This window comes from Hymenobacter swuensis DY53, from assembly GCF_000576555.1.
GTDB lineage: Bacteria > Bacteroidota > Bacteroidia > Cytophagales > Hymenobacteraceae > Hymenobacter > Hymenobacter swuensis.
This window is the reverse complement of sequence record NZ_CP007145.1, coordinates 3,850,898-3,871,738: the sequence shown is the minus strand read 5'-3', so window position 1 is coordinate 3,871,738 and position 20,841 is coordinate 3,850,898. Positions and strand designations below refer to the sequence as shown.

The window sequence follows — 20,841 nt, the reverse complement described above, 5'->3', positions numbered from 1 at the left end:
CTATTTCTGTTGAGCTTCCGGCAGCCGCTCCTGCAGCAGCGGATACAGCTCAAGCAACTGCTGCTGAATACTAGAACAGGCTTCCGCAAGGCCACTATCGGTGGCCGGCTGCCGGGCCTGCTGTTCCACAAAGTCGAGTTGTTCTGTGAGGTTATCCATGCCAAAATAGCCTACCTGCCCTTTGAGCTTGTGGGCCGTCTGGGCCAGCTCCGGGCCGGGAGGCAGTTGCTGCAGCTGCAATGCCAGCTCGGGAGCCTGCGCCAGAAACGTACGAATAATCTGCTGCACAAACCCTTCGTTGCCGCCGGCCAACTCCTCCAGCAGACGCCAGTCGGGGCGGCCGGAGAAGGAAATCGGGAGCTCTTGGGCAGGAGCTTCCGGCGCAGTAGCCGGTAGAGCATGCATCACGGCACGGCCGGTAAAATGCGCCAGGCGGGCATAGAGGACTGTCGGATCGAAAGGTTTGGCCAGCGTATCGTTCATACCGGCTTCCAGGGCCAGGATTCGGTCTTCGGGTAGGGCTGAGGCCGTGAGGCCGATAAGCGGCAGCCGGGCGGCATCGGGAAACAGGGCGCGGAGATGCCGGGCGGCTTCGTAGCCATCCATTTCCGGCATCTGTACATCAAGCAATACGGCGTCGAAGGCTTGGCGCTGTGCGGCTTCCACGGCCAAACGGCCGTTGGCGGCCAAGATTACCTGCACATTCCAGGCTTCCAGGGTTTTGCGGACTACCAGCTGATTCAGGTCATTATCTTCGGCGACCAGTACGCGCAGGGCCGGCTCGAAGGGCACCAGTGGGCCAGTGGCTTCGGCCCGTACGGCAGCGGCATCAGTTGGCAGGCTGGGAATATTGAACCAGAAGGTGGAGCCTTGGCCTTCCCGGCTTTCTACCCAGAGCCGGCCACCGTGCAGTTGCACCAGATTACGGGCAATGCTCAGGCCCAGGCCGGTGCCGCCATACTGTCGGGTAGTGCTGGCGTTGGCCTGGGAGAAGTCTTCAAAAATGGCGTCCAGCTTATCGGCGGGGATGCCAATTCCGGTATCCTGCACACCAAAGCGGAGTATTTCAACGCCTGTTTCAACTGTTGGTGCCACGGCCAGCCGCAACGTAATACCGCCCCGGGTGGTAAACTTTACGGCGTTGCCCACCAGATTCACGAGCACTTGATTGAGCCGAACGGTGTCACCGAGAATAGCGGCGGGCACAGCCGGGGCAATTTCGGTGCGGAAGTAGAGCCCTTTGGCTTCAGTGGCAAACCGGAACATGCGGGCCACGCGCTCCACCAGTTCGGGCAGCCGCAGCGGGGCCTGCTCCAGGGTAAGCTTGCCGGCCTCCATTTTGGAGGAATCCAGAATGTCATTGATGATAACCAGCAGGTTGTTCGACGACGACTGAATGGCCTCCAGAAACTCGATTTGCTCGGTGTTGACGGGGGTGTTGCGCAGCAAATGGGTCAGGCCAATGACGGCGTTCATGGGCGTGCGAATCTCGTGGCTCATGTTGGCCAGAAACTGCGCTTTGGCCCGGCGGGAAGCTTCGGCTGCATCCCGGGCCACTACCAAGTCGGCGTTGATCTGCTCGGTAGCAGCCTTTTGCTGACGCAGCTCAGCGGTACGCTCCTGCACGGTGGTTTCCAGTTGTAGTTTCTGGCGGCGCAGGGTGGCGGTGCGGGCTCGCACGACGGCGTACGCCAGCCCGATACCCGTTGCCGCAGCTAGGGCTACAAACCATCCGGTACGCCAGAACGGCGTGGCAATGCTGAAGCAGGTGGTAACTGGCTTCGACCAGTGGCCCTGCTCCCCAAGCCGGGCACGCACCTCAAATACGTATTGGCCGGCATCTAAACGCGGAAACTGTGCTTCCCCTACGGTTGCGGGGCTGCTCCATTCTTCCTGGTAGCCTCGCAGGCGGTACTGGTACTGCATGCCCGCCCGTCCCGGCAATAAGCTGATGCCCCGAAACCGGAACGACACCCGATGCTGAGTGGCCGACAACTCGCCGAGTTGCCGGGGCGGGCGGGTGGCTCCATCTACCTCACTAGCCAGCAAAGCTGGCTGAGGTGCCGAAGCACTGGGCAACAGATCCGGTTCATCGGTGCGCAGGCGCAGCAAGCCGGTCCGGGTCAACACCCAGATGCAATAGTCGCCCCAGGCCACGGCTGCCTGGGGTAGCAGGTCGCGCACCAGCGGGTTGTCAGGCAGCGTAGCCGCCGCAAAGTGTTGGCTGGAATCGGCAAAGCTGATGGCATTGCGGTGCACAGCTACCAGTTGCTCCCGCCGGGCATCATACCGGTAGCCGCCGTGGTAGCTCGTGTCCCAGCGTACTGGCAACAGGGTGTAGCAATACGGTGAAGCCAGACCCTGTGGGGTGCTGTACTGCTGAAATTTGCCGTTAAAGTAGCAGAATACGCCCGCGCCTTCCGTGCCAATCCAGACCCGGCCTGCGTCATCGGTAACCAGCGCCGATACATCAATGCCGCCTTTAGGGAAACGGTGATACTGGAACCGGCCATTGTGCCACACCGCTAAACCAGTATCATGGGTGCCAATCCAAATACCGCCATTGGGGTCAGCCGTGAGTGCATAGATGGTGTTGTGCAGCAGTCCGTTAGCCGTGGTGAAGTGCTGAGCCGGCCGGGCAGTGTCGGCGGGCAGACGGTACGCACCATCCAAAGCGGTACCTATCCACAAGTCGCCGTTGGGGTGCTGGGCAAGCGCCGTAACACTCAGATCAGGAGGCAGTCGGCGGGTTGGGTTAGCCTTTGCTGCCTTCGGGGCTGGTATCGGAATCTGCCAGAGGCCGTGGCCGGCTGTGCCCACCCAGATAGCACGAGCTGGCGTCTTCGGGTAACGCTTTGTGAATATGGGTAAAGAACGGTCGTCGGGTGTGTTTAAGATTACGCTGGGAGCATACTGCAAACGGTTTTCGGTCCAGGTAACTGGCGACGATTTACCTAAGCGAAGCCTTAGCCCGAAGAGCTGGGCCTTGGTATTGCTGGCAATTGTCCAGCCTCCACTAGCCAACGCTGTGATGTTGCCCGCCGCAGAAATGGGGTAGAAAGTCACATGACGGTCCGACCAGCGCCACAGGCCCTGACCGGCGGTGCCAATCCAGAGGTTATGCTCCTGATCCAGCAGTACACATTGCGGCACAGTGCCCGGCGGTAGCAGGTGATGCAAGCCAAAAGACGGTTCAAACCCGGGCGGCTCAGCTAGCGAGTAAGGCGGCTTCCCGTATTCTCGGAATGCAGTGTCGGGCGGCATGATGCCGTTGTGTGGGCGCAATGGAACGGCTTTAGCTGCTGCCGTTACTTGCCAGAACCGTTGCCCATTTAACCGGGATATGCCGCCCTGATAATGCCCCACCCACAACTGGCCGGTGCGCGGATGCACGGATAGCTGAGTCACGAAGTCCTCGGCAAGCCCGTCTTTGGTAGTAAACGTGACGAACTCCGTCCCGTCAAACCGCACTAAGCCCTCGGCGGTGCCAATCCAGAGGTAGCCGGCTTTATCCTGGGCCAGAGCGTAGATAAACGGCTGCGGTAGGCCCTCGGCGGCTCCGAACTGCTTTAGAAACTGCCGCTGGGGCAGGGGCTGGGCGGGGCTGAGGTGCGCAAGCAGACACAGGAAAAGTAGCAGGCAGCGTATCACAGCGGACAAGATACGGGCTGATATAAAGAAGCCGCTTCGGCTTACGCCCAATCCCGTTACTTCCTCGCTAAAGTGAATACGAAGGCATGACGAGAAGAATGCGTAGGCATTCCTGTTAGCATAACCGCCAAACGCGCTGCTTACTCCGGCGTAATAGTGCGAATCCGGTGACCGTATTCTGTTAAATATAAGGTCCCTTTAGTATCAATGGTCAGCCCGGATGGATTGATAAATTGAGCCTTATCTACCGTCCCATCAGCAAAGCCCATGGTTCGAGTGCCGGCCACCGTGGAAACTTCGCCGGCGGGCGTGATTTTGCGCACGCAATTATTGCCTGTATCAGCTACATACAAGTTGCCCTGAGAATCGAAAGTCACGCCGGTAGGCGCGGCAAATTGTGCGGTGTTGCCGGCTCCATCGGCGTAACCACGGATGCCGGTGCCCGCTACCGTGCTAACGGTTCCATTGGTAGTAACTTTGCGAATACGGTAGCCTGCAAAGTCAGCTACATAGAGAGTGCCTTTACGGTCTAGTACCAACCCTTCTGGTCCTCTGAACTGAGCCGTACTACCCGGACCATCTGCAAACCCACGTGTGCCATTGCCAGCCAACGTGCTAACTATACCCGCAGCCGTAATCTTCCGGATGCAGTAATTTTCGCCGTCGGCTACGTACACAGTACCCTGCTCATCCACGGTTAGACCACTTGGCCCGTTGAATTGAGCTTTGCTGGCGTTGCCATCGGTATAGCCTGCTACCCCAGTACCAGCAAACGTGCTTACTACGCCTGCTGGCGTAATCTTTCGGATGCAATGGTTAGCGTAATCGGCCACAAGCAGATTGCCGCCGCCATCAAGGGCCACATCAATGGGGCCATAGAACCGGGCCGAAGCCGCCGGGCCGTTTACAAACCCTTCAGCACTGCCACCTGCCAGCGTAGTTACTTCTCCAGTCGGAGTGATTTTTCGGATACAGTTATTGCCGGTATCAGCCACATACACGTTGCCCTGGTTATCTACCGCCGCCCCTTCTGGTCCGTTAAACTGGGCTATTGTGCCAAGGCCATTCGCAAACCCGTCGATACCGTTACCGGCCAAGGTTTTTACGGTAGTATACACTAATGGCTTTTCGGGCTCCTGGTCTTTTCCACAGGCGCTAAAGAGCCCGGTAACACATATCCCAAGTGAAAATCTAACTAACGAAGCAGGGAGCATGAAAAAGGTGTAAGCAAAGTGATATGCTGTTTTTAAGTAGGTTAACAGGCTGATTGTGAGAATAAATCTACTTACCCGTTACCTTAAACTCCGTCCGCCGGTTCAGTTGCCGGCCGGTTTTGGAGGCGTTGGAGGCCACTGGCTGGGTGTCGCCGTAGCCGGCGAAGGTCAGGCGGCTCTTGTCGATGCCTTTGGCCACGAGGTAATCCACCACGGCTTTGGCGCGGCGCTGCGAGAGGTCCTTGTTGTATTCGGCCTTGCCCACGTTATCGGTGTGGCCCGAAATTTCGAGGCGCAGCGCGGGCGTTTCTACCAGCAGCTTCTGCAGGCGCTCCAGCTCGTTGGTGCTTTCCTTGCGCAGTGTGGCCTTATCGAAGTCGAAGAAGATGTTGTTGAGCACCACCTTCACGCCCACGTCCAGCTTCTTGAGGGCAATGTCCTTCACCACTTCCGAATAGGCTGCTTTGGCTGGCAAATCGAAGTTTTCGGAGTGGAACAGGTAGCCGTCCTTGCGCACCACAATACCGTAGTTCACGCCCGAGGGCAACGACACCAAATAGCGGCCCGACTGCTCATTGCTCTGGAAGGAGGCAATGGTCTGGTTGAGCGAGTTGTCTACCACATCAATGGTGGCCTCAATGGGCTGCTTGCTGGCCTCATCCGTCACGATACCCTTCAGAATGGTCACCTGGGCAGCCACAATGGCTACCGGCGGGGCCAGCAGGGTTTCCTTTACCGGCTGCACGCGGGAGGCCAGCAGCTGGTCTTCCTGGCTGAGTACGGGCGGCTTTTCGGGGCCCAGGAAGGTAATTTGGTAGATGTCCTTGGAGCCGAGCCCGTCGTCGCGGAACGAGGAATAGTAGCCGTGCCGGCCCGAGGCGGATATCACGAAGAACACGTCGTCGTCGGGAGTATTGATGGGCCAGCCCAGGTTTTCGGGCTGACTCCACTTGCCGTTCTCGTACACCGATTTGAAGATGTCGTACCCGCCCATGGAGTTATGACCCTCCGAGGAGAAGTACATCGTCTTACCGTCGGGATGCAGAAATACGCCTTCTTCGCCGTACTGTGTATTGATAACGGAGCCCAGGTTCTGAGCCGGCCCGCGGCCTTCCATCTCCACTTTATAGATGTCGCGCTGGCCCAGGCCGCCTTCTTTATCAGTCACAAAGTACAGGCTGCGTCCATCCGGTGTGTAGGCCGCCGACGACTCGTGGGACCTAGTGTTGATGCGGGAGCCTAGTTTCTGGGGCTTGCGCCATTCTGCTCCGCGCAGGTTGGCCTCGTGCAGGTCGCCGCCATTGTCTTCCATGTACACCAGCAGGCGCTGGCCGTCGGGGGAGAGGCCCACGGTGGCGTCGTGGCCTTCGGTATTCACGCCTTCGCCCAGGTTGCGGGCGTCCACCCAGCTGCCCTTGGTCGTGCGGGTGCTGGTGTAAATATCCTCCATGAAGCCCCCGGTTTCGGGGTCTTTCTGGTCGCCCGTAGAGCCCGGCCGGCGCGAGGTAAACAGGATAACCGATTCGTCAGCGGTAATCACCGGGCCATACTCAGGGTAGGGCGAATTCACACCGGGACCGGCGTTGTCGATGAACACGCGGTTAGGTTTGGCGGCCAGCTTGCGGCCGTTCTCACACTCCCGAATCTTCTTCTGGATGTCCTGGGTGAAGGCGGCCGTATTTTTGGTGCCGGTAGCGGGCGTGGCGCGCTTGTACTCGGCAATGGCCTCATCCCACTTCCCGTTCAGGTGCAGGCCCCGGCCCAGTGCGTAATGAATGCGCGGGTCCACGTCGGGGTTGAGCTGGTAGGCTTTCTGCAGGTACTCCAGGGCCCGGGGCTTGAAGCCGGAATGCAGATAGCTCTCCCCGATTTTGAAGTTGAGCTGGGCGTTATTGGGGTTGAACTTCTGGGCCGCCAGGTAGTGGGGCAGCGCCTGTTCGTAGCGGGGCGGGTCCAGGTCGTAGGATTCGTCGCCGAGCTTGATTTCCTTGAGGGCCGCTTTTAGCCCGTCCTTATCGTTACCGAACCGGTCTTTGCTGAACTCTACGTCCTGGGCCAGCAGGGTAGCCGGAGCACTCAGGAGCAACAGGGCAAGTAGGTATTTGTACATAGAAAGGAAGTCGTAGTAGGTCGTCATGCAGAGGCGCCGCCGAAGCATATCGCGTGCTGAGGGTGTGTTCGTAATCTGATTACTCACGAGCGAGATGCTTCGGCGGCGCCTCTGCATAACGTTCTGATTTCAACAGGAGGTAGATTACTCCTTTTCTGCCGCGCCGCAGCCGGAGTTGGCGGCATGGGTGTTGCCGGCTTCCAGGCCCAGCTCGGCGGCTTTGCGCCAGTCCTGGCAGGCGGCATCAGGGTTGCGCAGCATTTCGCGGGCGTGGCCCCGGTTGAGGTAGGCCTCGGCGTACTGCGCGTTCAGGCTGATGGCCTTGCTGGCGTCGGATTCGGCTTTTTTATAGTCTTCCAGCTTGAGGTAGGCGGCGGCGCGGTTGTTCCAAGCAAAGGCGTACTGTCCGTCCAGCTCAATGGCTTTAGTGAGGTCGTCCACGGCGCCTTTGTAATCGGCCTGCTCGTAGCGGGCTGCTCCCCGGTTGGTGTAGGCCAACGCATTGTCCTGCTTCTGGCGTAGGTAGTCGTTGTAGTCTTGGAGGGCACCTTTCAGGTCGCCGGCGCGGCGGCGGGTGGCGGCGCGATTCAGCAACGCCGGCAGCAGCTCGGGTTGCAGCTTCAGGGCCTGGGTGTAGTCCTGAATGGCGGCCGGCAGGTTACCCAGCTGGCGTTGGGCGCTGCCCCGGTCGTGCCAAGCGTAGGCATAGGCAGGGTCGGCCTTAATGGCGGCATCAAAATCAGACTTGGCCGCTTGGTAATCGGCTTTTTCGAAGCGCAGCGCCCCACGGTAGTACCAAGCCGGGGCGTAATCAGCCTTCAGTTCGGCGGCTTTGCCGTAGTCCTGCTCTGCTTCGGTGGGCTGCTTCAGGGCCTCCCGAGCCTGGGCCCGCCCGAAGTAGGAGGTAAACGTGTTGGGGTCAAACTTGATGGCCTGATCGTAGTCCTGCACGGCCGTGGGGTACTCTTTCAGCTCGTAGCGGACGGCGGCGCGGTTGTAGTAGGCCTTGGCGAAATCAGGTTTGGCGGCTAGGGCTTTATCAAAATCCTGCAGGGCGGCCCGATAGCTTTTCTGGTTGAATTTGGCCACGCCGCTGTTGTAGAGCTTTTCGGCCTGCTGGGCTGGGGGCAGGGTGGAGGCCCGTACTGTATCCACCTGGGCCTGAGCGGCGGCCGAGGTCAGCAGCAGGCCAATGAAGAGTATATACGTCTTGGTCATGGTGTCCGGCCAGTTTAAAAGGCGCGGGATAAATGTAATTTTAATTACGGAATGTGCGGCAAATGAACTGGTTAAATGTATTTATATTGAATTTTGGCAAGATGAAATAGCAGCACCTGCCTGCTCCTCCGGTAGTTATTCGGATAGCTGAGTGCGCACCATTTCCTCCCACTCCCGGCGCAATGACCCGGTAAAAACGGCTCGTCCGGCCCGGCGGTACCAATATGCCGCATTACCCGCGTCGCCTTCCTGGCGGTGCAGGAAGGCGTGCAGCCAGTTCTGCATCGGGTCGTGCTCATTATCCTGTGCAATGTTGTGGGCGCGGTGCCACTCGTCGCGGCCGGCGTACCACAACGCTTCCAGTACGGGCGAGAGGCCGGTTGGTGGCTCGGATTGGGTCTGGGAAGCCAGAAAATCAGCGTACTTCATACATAGGTAGCGAAAGAAGATAGAAGAAGAAAAAGCTGGTACGTGGTAAACTTCCGAGGGTCAGCCAGGGTTCTATACGCCAACTGCGGCAGTGCGGTAGTAGTTGCGTAATTTTACGCCGCCGCCCGGCATGGTGCCGCCGGAATAGTTCATCCTAAAGCCTAGCTTTCACCTATGGCCACGTATCCTGAATACATGGTAGCCCCGATTCGCCAGGACCTCGTAGAGGCCGGTTTCGAGCAGCTCATGACCCCCGAAGAAGTAGACAGCGCCCTCAACGACCAGAGCGGTACCGTGCTGGTGGCCGTTAACTCGGTGTGCGGCTGTGCGGCCGCTAAAGCCCGCCCGGCCCTGAAAATGGCCGTTTCCAGTTCCGATAAGAAGCCCCTCAAGCTGGTAACGGTGTTTGCCGGCATGGAAACCGAAGCCGTAGCTAAGGCCCGGGAACACATGTTGCCCTACCCACCCAGCAGCCCCTGCATTGCCTTGTTCAAAGACGGTGAGCTGGTGCACATGATTGAGCGCTACCACATCGAAGGCAATGACCTGATGCGTATTGTAAACAATCTACAGGGGGCTTTTGAAGAATATTGCTAATTAATTGGCTTTTTCTTTAATTTCTTCGTTGAACCGTCCGTAGCAGTAGCTACGGACGGTTTTTCGTTTGGACCAGGGAAGAATTATAATCAGCCGCTATGTCGATGTTGACGGAGTATGGGGTGCAGTCATTGCCCTGGGACAGTCAGTTTTTTGGTTTCCCAGTGGGCCGTCTGAAAGGCAAGCGGTTTACCGAAGCACAGTTGCGGGAAGTTATCCGGCTGGCGCGCGAAGAGGGCTGGCGGCTGGTATACTGGTTTGTGGAGCCCACCGATACCGTGTCGGCGGCCAGTGCCCGGGCGTTGCGCTTGCACCTCACCGACCGGAAGGCGCGCTTTGCCCGCCCGACACCGGAAACGCCACCGGCCGTATCGTCGCATGTACTACCCACCGATGAACTGACGCCCCGGCTGCTGGAACTGGCCCGACAAAGCGGCCACCATTCCCGGTTTCGGGTCGATCCGGTGTTTCAGGCCGGGGTGTATGAGCGGCTTTATGAACACTGGATACGGAGCAGCGTAACTGGCCAGACGGCCCGGCAGGTGCTCATCTACCAGCCCGTAACGCAGCCCAATGCGTTGGGACTGATTACGCTGGGCTATCAGACCACGCACGCTAGTATAGGGCTGCTGGCCGTGCAGCAGGGCCACCGTAGCCAGGGCATCGGCAAACACCTGCTCAACGCGGCGATGCACTACGCCCATGCCTGGCAACTCCCCGAAATTCAGGTGACTACCCAACTCGATAACCACGGAGCCTGCCGCTTCTACGAGCGGGAAGGCTTCGAGCGGATACACGAGGAACATGTGTATCACCTGTGGCTGTAATGTGTAGAAGTGAGACTGTAAGGAGTGAGAGGTGAGACGATGTTCTGGCATTCAAGCCGTTGAACATCGTCTCACCTCTCACTCCTTACAGTCTCACTTCTACTACTTAATTCGCTACTTCACTCAGGAACTTGATGCGCATCAGGCGCAGGTCTTCCTCAGTGTAGTCATCGGTACCGAGTTCCTTGAGAGCCACCGCAATGTTGTCGGTCTGGGCCGTCATGAAGTAGTCGTAGATTTCGTCCTGCCGCTCCCCGTCCAGCACTCCGTTGATGTAGTAATCGAGGTTGAGCTTAGTGCCGGAGTAGCAGATATGCTCAATTTCCTCCATCAGCTCCCGCATATCAATGCCCTTGGAGGAAGCAATTTCCTCCAGGTCCATTTTCTTGTCGATCTGCTGGATGATGTAAATCTTGATTTTCGACTTATTAACAGCCGATTTCACCACCACGTCGGCTGCCGTCATGATATCGTTGTCCTCCACGTACTTCTTCACGAGGTCGAGGAAGGGCTGACCGAATTTCTGCGCCTTTCCCTGCCCCACGCCAGATACGTGGGCCAGGTCCTCCATCTTGGTGGGGAAGGTGGTAGCCATTTCTTTCAGGCTGGGGTCCTGAAACAGCACGTAGGGGGGCAGATTCTTCTGCTGAGCCACCTTTTTCCGCAGGGCTTTGAGCATGTCAAACAGGGCCTCATCGTGGCCGGCCGCCTGCTGAACTTCTTCCTGTTCCTGTTCTTCTTTCACCTCTTCCTCGTAGTTATGGTCCTTGGTGAGCTTGATGGAATGCGGGTTTTCAATGAAGTCAATTCCCTTCTGGCTGATTTTCACCACGCCGAAGTTTTCAATGTCTTTTTCCAGGTAGCCGCCCAATAGCGTCTGGCGCAATAGAGAATGCCAGAACTGTGCGTCGTGGTTGCTGCCCTGGCCGTACACCGGCAGGCGGTTGTGGCCATAGCTTTCCACATGCGGGTTGTTCATGCCCATAAGCACCACCCCAATGTGGTCTAGGCCGAACCGCTCGTCGGTTTGCACCACGGCCTTCAGCGCAATCAGGACTTCATCTTTGGCCTCAAACCGCTCCTTAGGATGGCGGCAGTTGTCGCAGAACCCGCAGTCCTTGGGATACTGCTCTCCGAAGTAATGGAGCAGCTGCTTGCGCCTGCACACCGCCGAATCGGCGTAATTCGCCATTTCCTGGAGCAGCAGCTTAGAGTTGTCGCGCTCCGTCACGGGTTTGTCCTTGTTGAATTTCTCCAGCTTCACAATATCATCGTAGCTGTAGAACATCAGGCAGTCACCCTCTAGGCCGTCGCGGCCACCCCGGCCGGTTTCCTGGTAATAGCCCTCAATGCTCTTGGGCGTATCGAAGTGAATGACAAAGCGCACATCGGGCTTGTCGATGCCCATTCCGAAGGCAATGGTGGCCACAATGACGTCGCAGTCTTCGTTCAGGAAGGCATCTTGGTTGGCCATCCGTACGTGTGGGTCCAGACCGGCGTGGTAAGGCAGTGCCCGCACGTCGTTTACCTTCAGCAGCTCGGCAATTTCCTCCACCTTCTTGCGGCTCAGGCAATACACAATACCAGCCAGGCCCTTGCGCTGCTTCACGTACTGAATCAGCTGCTTTTTGGTGTTGTGCTTGGGCCGGACTTCGTAGTAGAGGTTGGTGCGGTTGAAGCTGGTCTTGAATACCGATGCCTCATCCATCTGCAGGTTTTTCTGGATATCGAGCTGCACCTTGGGTGTGGCCGTGGCCGTGAGGGCAATGATGGGTACCTGCGCACCCAGTCCGTCGATAATACTGCGGATTTTGCGATACTCCGGCCGAAAATCGTGGCCCCACTCCGAGATGCAGTGAGCTTCATCAATGGCCACAAAGCTGATGGTCGCCTTGTTGAGAAACTCAATGGTTTCGTCCTTTGTCAGACTCTCGGGGGCTACGTACAGCAGCTTCACCTCGCCGCTAATCACGTCCTTCTTCACCCGGTTCATCTCCGATTTCGACAGCGTCGAGTTCAGAAACTGGGCATTTACCCCGAAGGCATTGAGTTGATCTACCTGATTTTTCATCAGGGCAATAAGGGGCGAAATGACAATGGCCGTTCCGGGTAGCACCAGCGCGGGCAACTGATAGCACAGGCTTTTACCCGCGCCGGTAGGCATAATTACAAAGGTGTTGTTGCCGGTAATAACGTTCTGGATGATGTCTTCCTGCACGCCGCGGAACTGACCGTACCCAAAAACTTCCTTTAACTTGCCTTTCAAATCAGCCTCTTGCTGCACTTGTTGTTTCACGGCTGGCATGGACATCCTCACTTACTCAATTGGGGTGGTAGATTGGAGTAGCAGCACAGCAGTGTTGCTAAACTCAATCTAAGGATTTTATGGTATTCGCTGCTAGCGAGTTAGTGGAAAGAATTCGGGCCTGTTCCTATTCCGTCCCTGCTGTCGAGCTTCCTGAATACAATACCAAATTTAGATTGAAACCGCAGAACGAACTCAACAATCTTGCAAAAAAAGTGCTTCAGCAGGAAGCTGAAGCAATTCAGGGCGTGGCAGCGGCCATTGACCGCACCCCCGATTTTGCACAATGCGTAGAAGCCATCCTCTCTTTACGGGGCCGGGTGGTAGTTACGGGCATCGGAAAGAGTGCCCACATTGCGGGCAAGATGGTAGCTACGCTGAACTCTACGGGTACGCCCGCCCTGTTCATGCACGCCGCCGATGCCATCCACGGTGACCTGGGCATGATCCAGGCCGGCGACTTTGTTATTGCCATCAGCAAATCCGGCGATACGCCCGAAATAAAGGTGCTGGTGCCGTTGCTCAAACGAAAAGGTGTGCCGTTGGCCGCTCTGGTCAGTAATGCTGAGTCCTACCTGGCCGTGCAGGCCGATTACGTGCTCCATGCTCCCGTGGAGCGCGAAGCCTGCCCGCATAACCTGGCTCCTACCACCAGCACCACGGCTGCACTGGCCCTGGGCGATGCGCTGGCCGTATGCCTGTTGGAAAGCCGAGCGTTTTCACGGCAGGATTTTGCGCATCTGCACCCGGGTGGTACCCTAGGAAAGGAATTGTACTTAAAAGTGGGCGACCTCAGCCGGCAAAACCAGCAGCCACAGGTTTCAGATACGGCACTGCTCCGCGAAATCATCCTCGAAATTTCAGGAAAGCGACTCGGGGCTACGGCCGTGTTGGAAGAAGGTGGTGAGCTGATTGGCATTATTACCGATGGAGACCTGCGCCGGATGCTGACTACCTACGAAGGCCGGCTGGAAACCGTGCGCGCCCGCGACATTCTTACGCCTTCCCCGGTTACCATTGACGTGGAAGATTTCGCCGTGGAAGCCCTAGCCCGGATGCAGGCCCGCAACATCACCCAGCTCGTGGTGACGGAGCAGGGCCGGTTCAACGGCTTTATCCATCTGCACGACTTGCTGCGGGAGGGACTGGTGTAGTTGATAAGTTAAATAATTTACAAGAATTATTATATAATTAGGAATTTGCTTATTATTGCTCTGTCCATTCATTGGCAAATTCTACTTCCGTACCTTGTTTGGACTGGTAGCTCGGTGGTAGGCTTTTTTGCCAGTGAGGCAGGCTTATTCATTCCTTTCTTCTCTCCCAACAACGAACTTCTGGTTCGGCTCCGATGGAACAACATACGTACCTCGTTGTAATGGCTGGCGGCATTGGCAGCCGGTTCTGGCCTTTTAGTCGCACGCATCATCCCAAGCAGTTTCATGATGTCCTGGGTCTGGGCCGTTCGATGCTCCAGCTGACGGTGGACCGTTTCCGGGGTATCTGCCCCACCGAAAACGTGTTTGTCGTCACCAACCGCGACTACGTGGAACTGGTGCACCAGCACCTGCCCGAGCTGCCTGCCAACCAGATTCTGGGGGAACCCATTGGGCGCAACACCGCGCCGTGCATTGCTTACGCCAGCTACCGCATTGCTCAGCGCGACCCGGAAGCCGTAATTGTGGTGACGCCTGCCGACCACGCCGTGATGCACGAGGAGAACTTCCGCGCCGCCATCCGCACGGCCCTGGACGGGGCCCGCACCCACGATGTGCTCATCACGCTCGGTATTCAGCCCTCCCGCCCCGATACTGGCTACGGCTACATTCAGTTTCTGGATGATGCCGTGAAGCCCCAAGACGTACAGACGATGCCGGGCCATGAAGATGGAACGTTCCCAACTGGGCTGCGCAAAGTCAAAACCTTTACCGAAAAGCCTAATCTGGAGCTAGCTCGCATGTTCCTCTCCAGCGGCGACTTCCTCTGGAATTCCGGCCTGTTTGTATGGCGCGCTGATGCCATCATCAAGGCCTTCCACCATTACCTGAGCGACATTGCAGAGGTATTCGATGAGGGAGCCGATCAGCTGGGCACGGATCAGGAAACCACGTTCATCACCCGCGCCTACAGCCAGTGCCGCAACATTAGCATCGACTACGGAGTGATGGAAAAGGCCGATAATGTATACGTGCTGCCTGCCGATTTCGGGTGGAGCGACCTGGGCACTTGGGACTCCCTACACCGCATGGGCCAGCACGACGCCGACGAAAACGTGGTGGACGGCAACGCCCTGCTCTATGATACCAAGGAGTGCGTCATCAAAACGCCCTCTGAGCGCCTCGTGGTAGTACAGGGCCTGGAGGGTTACATCGTGGCCGAATACGACAACGTGCTGCTCATCTGCAAGCGCACCGAAGAACAGCGCGTGAAAGAATTTGTGGCCGACGTAAGATCGAAGAAAGGCGTGGGGTATAATTAGCCTTTACTGTGACAGACCAAAAAAAAGCGCCTGCTGGCATGCAGGCGCTTTTTTTCTGAGTCTACCATCGTATCCAGTGGATAAATTGATCAAATTTTTCCATCCCTAAGTCGGCAGAGTATTGACGACAAAATTCAGGTTGATCATATGAATTCCCTGTGGCGTAATACCTGAACTGAAAGACTATCTTCTCGCGGTCAAAGTGAATGTGTAAGGTTTCGTGGTTGTTGTGCATCATTTCGTAGATGCTAACCTTCAAAACAGCAATTGAGGTAAAAGCGAATAAACGGTAGGAAGCGCCCGAAGAAATAATATGCTGCACTAGAAGCAACATTTCGTCACCCATGCCATTTGCAGCATGGCGTTGATAGTAGGCAACAATTCCGTTCCAGTCTTGTGCCTTCGTCTCCACAGCCCTACTTTTTCACGAGGCGCTGGCGCAGCACTTCATAGAGCATAATGCCGCTGGCCACGCTCACGTTGAGGGAGCTAATCTGGCCGGCCATCGGGATGCGGAGCTTGTGGTTGGCGAGGCGCAGGTACTCGGGGCTGATGCCGTCTTCCTCGGAGCCCATAAGGATAGCCAGCGGACCGGTAAGGTCTACCGCTTCGGCTTCCAGGCTGGCGTCCGATTTTTCGGTACAGGCCACAATCTGCACGCCCGACTCGCGCAGGAACGTGAGAGTTTCCTTCAGGTTAGCCTCGCGGCACACCGGAATCAGGTTAAGGGCTCCGGCGGAGGTTTTCAGCGCGTCACCATTGATTTGGGCGGCCCCGCGGCTGGGCACCACAATGGCGTGCACGCCCAGGCACTCTGCGTTACGGGCAATGGAGCCGAAGTTGCGCACGTCCGTCACGCGGTCCAGCACCAGCAGGAGCGGGGTTTTCCCTTCCTCGTACAGCCCGGCCAGAATGCTGTCCAGCGGCATGTAGTCGATGGGCGACACGAAGGCCACGGCCCCCTGGTGGTTTTTGCGGGTGATGTTGTCGAGCTTCTCCACGGGCACCATCGACACGGGCACGTCGGCGGCTTTGGCCAGGGCGGTAATGTCCTGGGTCATGGAGTTTTTGGTGCCGCGCAGTAGGAAAATTTTGTCCAGTGTACGGCCCGCGTTCAGGGCCTCCAGAATAGGGCGCAGCCCGAAAATCATGTCGATGCTGCGGTCCTGGGGCGGGCGGTGGTACTGGCTTTTATCGGTGCGGTTCCCTTCCGGGCGGTTTCCTTCCGAACGGCTGCCCTCGAAGCGGTTGCCTTCCGGCCGGTTGCCTTCTAAGCGGCCTCCTTCGGCCCGGCTTCCCTCGAAACGTCCGCCTTCGGCGCGGCCTTCCCCGTCGCGGGGAGCGGGACGGCGGTTGGGCACGGGGCGGTTTTCGGAATCAAAAAATTGGCGGCGCTCAGTTAGCGGCCGGGCTGGGCGGTTCGTCCTTTTCTCCATTGCTCCACGGCGGCATACCAAAGTTGTTCGTACTCGGGGCGGCGCACCAGTTCATAGTTGTCGGGGGTAAAGGTACTGGGTTTGGGGCGGAAGAGGAAGGTGCCGCTGCGCTCAGTATAGGAGCGGTACACCCACCGTTCCTCCTCATTGGCCCGATATACGCTTTCCGGTGGCCCCAGCACCAGATACAGCAGGCCTCGGTCGGTCAGCCAGCCGGCCTTATGGGCTGAAAAAAGTTGGCTGGCCTCGGCCACCCGCCCGTAGTAGGTGCGGATAAGCTGGCGGGCAATGGGCTGGTTATTGCCCGCTACCTTCAGCCAGAACTGGTCCACAGCCTTTTTAGGCTCAAGGGCGTCGAACAGCTGTTTGCGTTCCTGGGACGTGGTCAGGTAGGTAAGCGGGGCAATCAGCTCATCGGCCGTAATTAGCTCCGGAAAGCGGTTTTCCTCCACCAGCAAGCCCGCGCGCACTGGGCTGCCACCCACCCGCAACAAGTAAAGCCCAGCCGGCAGCCGGAGCAGTTCATCGGCCCGGAACTGCGCGGAATCCTGGGCACTGAGGCGGCGGGGCTGGGGGCCCAGGGCCCCGGCGGCAGCCATGGGCGGCGCGGCCGGCACCGAGCTCAATGGGTAGCGGTAGGCTGTCAGTCGCTGATCAGGGCCGTAGGCATTCACGCCGAATACTTCCCGGGCGTGTACGTAACGGCGCATTAGCGGCTGACTCAGGGAATCGGTGAGAATGAACGAGCGGCTCAGGTGCTCAGCTGTCAGGGGCAGCCAGGCCGCGTCGCCGCTCACGGCCTCCTCGGCTGGCCCTATGGCCAGGCTCAACACTAACCCGGCCCGGAGGCGGCTGATGGGCAGGCAGAAATCAACGCGGGCCCCGGGCCCCTCGGGTTGCAGCCGACGGCGGAGCTGGCGCACGGTATCCTGCCACAGCGGCCGGCGGGCATCGTACCCGGCCCAGCCCACCACGTGCAGCGGAAAGCCCCGGCGGAGCAGGTTGCGGTCAGGAAACCGCAGATATACCCGTATGCTGTCACCCTCCCGGCGCGTATCCACCAGAATGCGCCGGCCGGGCCGGTACTGCGTGGCAAAGTCGCGGCGCGGATCGGCGGAAAGCGGGCTGCTCAGGCCGGAAAGCAGCAAGAGTAGTAGCAGGAATAGATAGTTTTTCACGGGCGCGGTGGGTTCAGCTGGTAATAAACTGTCATCCTGAGCCTGCGAAGGACCTTATCACGTTGCTACGAGCCGCTGATATGGGTATCGTTCTACGGTTGTAAGGTCCTTCGAAGCCGCTTGATGCGCGGAATACTCAGGATGATTAGGAGAGTATACGTACTTACGAAAGAAGCCGACTCCGTTTCCGGAGCCGGCTTCTTGGTCGGCAAAAACCGTGCGGCTTACTAGCGTTGCTGATAATACTGTTGCAGCAACGTAATGGCCCGGCCGGCACGTTTCTGGTCGCCGATGGCCTCGGCGGCGCGGCCGATGCTGTTGAGGCCCAGCAGGTAGGTCTGGAACTCTTGGTCGAACAGGGCCTGGTTGTGGGTGCTGTAGTAGGCCAGAGCCCGCTCGGCGCGGCCGGTCATGGTATCCATGATTTCATTGGCCCGCTCCCGCTCACCTACAGCAATCAGGGCCGGAATAAACTGGGGCACGTAGTAATCGTAGGGTACGGCTTTGTCGGGCATTACCGTGAAGCACTTGTCAATTACCTGCTTGGCGCGCACCTTGTCGCCAGAGGCCAGCAGGGCATCGGCCAGCCGTGCGAATTTGTCGCGGTAGTTGGCTGGGAAGCGCAGGTTGTTTTCGTCGTAGAAGATGTTGGGATTATCAAGGCCGCGGAACGCGAATTTCTGCATCAGGTTGTCGTACATCAGATTCTGGGCAATGTAGCCTTCCTCGGAGCCGCCCTTGGGGTCAAAATTCGGGTCCTTGGCGGGCAGGATGCGGTAGGCCATGCCTTCGAGCTGGAAGTACGGCTGCAGGCCCATGAAGTCGCGCGAGTCCACGGTGCTGCTGAAGTACACCGGGCGCTGCCAGTTGTTGGTGGCCAGAATGTCCAGAATCACCAGGCTCTTCTTCTCGATGGCGCTTTTGCCCACCTGCCACTCCATGCGCGGCACCAGTTGCTTACGGCGGTCGGCCGGCAGAATACCCGATTTGGCCACGGCGGCCGTGTCAATGGGCAGGAAGAAGTTGCGGGTCGGGAAGGAGAGCAAAGACTTCGAGCCGTCGCCGTAGCTCACCTGCAGCAGGGGGCTGTTCTGGTTCACCAGCTGCATGAACTCCTTCACGTTCACTTCCTTCACTGAGGGGTTCTCGGCGTAGGGCAGGTAGTCGTTGGTGCCTTGCTTGTAGTTGCCGTTCTGCATGGAAATCGGCAGCGGCTGCGACTTGTAGGCGCGGCGCTTCATCTGGTCGATGTACCAGTCGGTGTTCAGGTAGCTGAGCACGGCCACGCGCACGTCGGTGCGGATGCCTTCCACTTCCTGGGCGTACCAGAGCGGGAAGGTGTCGTTGTCGCCGTTGGTGAACAGAATGGCGTTCGGGGCGCAGCTGTTGAGCAGGTTCTTAGCCGAGTCGATAGAGTTGTAGCGGTCCGAGCGGTTGTGGTCGTCCCAGCCCTGCGTCACCATCAGGCCCGGTACCACCAGGCCCAGGGCCGATACCACGCCGGCCCGCGCCGTGTCCGATTTCACCACTTTCTCCAACAACTCCGCCAACGCCAGCACGCCCAGGCCAATCCAGATGGCGAAGGCGAAGGTAGCCCCCGCGAAGGTGTAGTCCCGCTCGCGGGGCTCGATGGGCGGCTGGTTGAGGTACAGCACAATGGCCAGACCCGTGAACAGGAACAGCAAACCTACAATGAAGGCGTTGCGGCCGTCGCGACGGATGTGGAAGAACAGACCCAGTACGCCCAGCAGCAGCGGCAGGGCGAAAAAGGCGTTGCGGGCCGGGCTGTCGGCTACCCGCTCGGGCAGGCCCGCGCCGTTGCCGCTGCCCCATAGAATACCCGACTGCTGAATATCCCCCTCGCGACCCACGTAGTTCCACATGAAGTAGCGCCAGAACATGTGGCCCATCTGGTACTTGGTCAGGAACGCCAGGTTCTGGCCCATGGTGGGCTTCACGCCCTCCTGAATATCTACCCACTTCTTGTAATTATACAGGTGCAACGGGTCGTTGCTGTAGAGGCGGGGCAGCAGCATCTTGTCCTCGGCGGCATACTGCAACACCGGGCGGTACTCGGCTACCACGTATTTGTCGCCTTGGCGTACGTAGCGCGGAGCTCCGTCTTCCTGGGCAATGGGCTGGGCGTTGAACTGGGGGCCATAGAGCAGCGGCCGGTCGCCGTACTGTTCGCGCTTCAGATAGCTCACGAAGGACAGGACATCCTCCGGGTCGTTTTCGTTGATGGTGGGGTGGTAGCTGCTGCGGATGGGCACGATGAGGTAGCTCGAATATCCAATTAGGATAAACACGAAGCTCAACATGGCCGTGTTCAGCAACCGGCTGCGGCGCTTGAACGACTGCCGGAAGCCCAGCCAGATCAGGCCCACAAACAGCACCAGGAAGATAATCAGCCCCGAGCTGAAAGGCAGCCCGAACGTATTGATGAAGAACACCTCGAAGGCACCCGCCAGCGTGGGCAGACCGGGAATAATACCAGCCAGAATCAGGCCCACGATGATGCTGCTCACCACCAGCGTAATGATGCCGCCCACTGTTGTGGGGTTCTGGGTGCGGCGGTAGTAGTAAATAAAGCCCAGAGCCGGAATGGCCAGCAGGTTCAGTAAATGGACCCCAATGCTGAGGCCGATAACGTAGGCAATGAGCACCAGCCACCGGTCAGAATCGGCTTCGTCGGCCCGGTTTTCCCACTTCAGCATCAGCCACACCACCACGGCCGTACACAACGACGACATGGCGTATACCTCGGCCTCCACAGCGTTAAACCAGAACGAATCGGAAAAGGCGTAGGCCAGAGCCCCCACCGTGCCGGCACCCAGAATCAGCAGGCTCTGGCCGAAGGTGGGCTCCAGGCCCCGGTCGTCGTGCAGGCCAGGGCGGTTCAGCACCAGCTTCTTGGCCAGCATGGTGATGATCCAGAACAGGAACAGCACCGTGAATGACGAACTCAAAGCCGACAGCGTATTGACCAGCACCGAAACCTTCGTTACGTCGCCAAAGCTCAGCAGGGAAAACAAGCGGCCCAGCAGCAGAAAGGTGGGCGCGCCCGGGGGGTGCGGCACCAGCAGTTTGTAGGAGCAGGCAATGAACTCGCCGCAGTCCCAGAACGAGGCCGTGGGCTCCAGCGTGAGCAGGTAGGTGGCGGTGGCAATGGCAAATACCAGCCAGCCGACCAGATTATTCAGGCTTTTGTAACTCCGCATAGGTTGGGTAAGTGAGGCCGACCACAGCCGGCCCGCTGCTGAACGACGGGGTAAAATCCGAGAAGGAAATCAGTGAAAGGTCAAAAATAGAGAATAAGTACTGAGACGTGGGCCACTAAATCAACCAACACCCGTGCTGGCTTCAACCAACCATCGGGTTAAGCGGCGTTTTAGTGGTT

General features: G+C 58.3%; 14 protein-coding genes. 4 read left to right on the top strand and 10 right to left on the bottom strand.

Going from position 1 to position 20,841, the window contains the following annotated elements:
* The 5 genes from HSW_RS23080 to HSW_RS17910 form a co-directional block, all read right to left on the bottom strand.
* Positions 1 to 3,651 (bottom strand): hybrid sensor histidine kinase/response regulator, encoded by a 3,651-nt coding sequence (locus HSW_RS23080; RefSeq protein WP_052346588.1) that lies wholly within the window; start codon positions 3,649 to 3,651, stop codon positions 1 to 3.
* 140 nt (positions 3,652 to 3,791) lie between these two features.
* Positions 3,792 to 4,865, bottom strand: a complete 1,074-nt coding sequence (locus tag HSW_RS17925; protein ID WP_081768482.1) for an NHL repeat-containing protein — start codon at positions 4,863 to 4,865, stop codon at positions 3,792 to 3,794.
* Positions 4,866 to 4,932: 67 nt separating this feature from the next.
* Positions 4,933 to 6,975, bottom strand: a complete 2,043-nt coding sequence (locus HSW_RS17920; protein WP_197031904.1) for an OmpA family protein — start codon at positions 6,973 to 6,975, stop codon at positions 4,933 to 4,935.
* A 144-nt stretch (positions 6,976 to 7,119) separates the two neighbouring features.
* Positions 7,120 to 8,193: a tetratricopeptide repeat protein gene (locus HSW_RS17915; protein WP_052346586.1), complete on the bottom strand. Its 1,074-nt coding sequence runs from the start codon at positions 8,191 to 8,193 to the stop codon at positions 7,120 to 7,122.
* Between the two features lie 135 nt (positions 8,194 to 8,328).
* On the bottom strand, positions 8,329 to 8,622 hold the full coding sequence (locus HSW_RS17910) for a hypothetical protein (RefSeq protein WP_044003116.1): 294 nt from the start codon (positions 8,620 to 8,622) through the stop codon (positions 8,329 to 8,331).
* A 174-nt stretch (positions 8,623 to 8,796) separates the two neighbouring features.
* On the opposite strand from HSW_RS17910, the gene HSW_RS17905 reads away from it, so the two are divergent.
* Positions 8,797 to 9,219 carry a BrxA/BrxB family bacilliredoxin gene (locus tag HSW_RS17905; RefSeq protein ID WP_044003115.1) on the top strand — a complete coding sequence of 141 codons (423 nt, stop codon included), beginning with the start codon at positions 8,797 to 8,799 and terminating at the stop codon, positions 9,217 to 9,219.
* Between the two features lie 98 nt (positions 9,220 to 9,317).
* Entirely contained in the window at positions 9,318 to 10,046 is a 729-nt protein-coding gene (locus tag HSW_RS17900) for a GNAT family N-acetyltransferase (RefSeq protein WP_044003114.1), read from the top strand.
* A gap of 106 nt (positions 10,047 to 10,152) precedes the next feature.
* Here the strand turns inward: HSW_RS17900 and recQ are convergent, their stop codons facing one another.
* Positions 10,153 to 12,351, bottom strand: coding sequence for a DNA helicase RecQ (recQ, locus tag HSW_RS17895; protein ID WP_044005032.1), 2,199 nt, complete (start codon positions 12,349 to 12,351; stop codon positions 10,153 to 10,155).
* Positions 12,352 to 12,527: 176 nt separating this feature from the next.
* On the opposite strand from recQ, the gene HSW_RS17890 reads away from it, so the two are divergent.
* Both HSW_RS17890 and HSW_RS17885 read left to right on the top strand, forming a co-directional pair.
* On the top strand, positions 12,528 to 13,505 hold the full coding sequence (locus HSW_RS17890) for a KpsF/GutQ family sugar-phosphate isomerase (RefSeq protein WP_044003113.1): 978 nt from the start codon (positions 12,528 to 12,530) through the stop codon (positions 13,503 to 13,505).
* Positions 13,506 to 13,699: 194 nt separating this feature from the next.
* A complete protein-coding gene (locus tag HSW_RS17885) occupies positions 13,700 to 14,827 on the top strand; it encodes a mannose-1-phosphate guanylyltransferase (protein ID WP_044003112.1) in 1,128 nt (375 codons plus the stop codon).
* Positions 14,828 to 14,888: 61 nt separating this feature from the next.
* Here the strand turns inward: HSW_RS17885 and HSW_RS24600 are convergent, their stop codons facing one another.
* The 4 genes from HSW_RS24600 to HSW_RS17865 form a co-directional block, all read right to left on the bottom strand.
* Entirely contained in the window at positions 14,889 to 15,239 is a 351-nt protein-coding gene (locus HSW_RS24600) for a hypothetical protein (protein WP_197031903.1), read from the bottom strand.
* A 4-nt stretch (positions 15,240 to 15,243) separates the two neighbouring features.
* Positions 15,244 to 16,188, bottom strand: coding sequence for a 23S rRNA (guanosine(2251)-2'-O)-methyltransferase RlmB (rlmB, locus tag HSW_RS17875; RefSeq protein WP_044005030.1), 945 nt, complete (start codon positions 16,186 to 16,188; stop codon positions 15,244 to 15,246).
* Between the two features lie 38 nt (positions 16,189 to 16,226).
* A complete protein-coding gene (locus tag HSW_RS23075; protein WP_052346585.1) occupies positions 16,227 to 17,441 on the bottom strand; it encodes a GWxTD domain-containing protein in 1,215 nt (404 codons plus the stop codon).
* A gap of 227 nt (positions 17,442 to 17,668) precedes the next feature.
* Complete coding sequence (locus HSW_RS17865; protein ID WP_044003110.1) at positions 17,669 to 20,662, bottom strand: glycosyltransferase family 117 protein; 2,994 nt, start codon at positions 20,660 to 20,662, stop codon at positions 17,669 to 17,671.
* Positions 20,663 to 20,841: the final 179 nt, after the last annotated feature.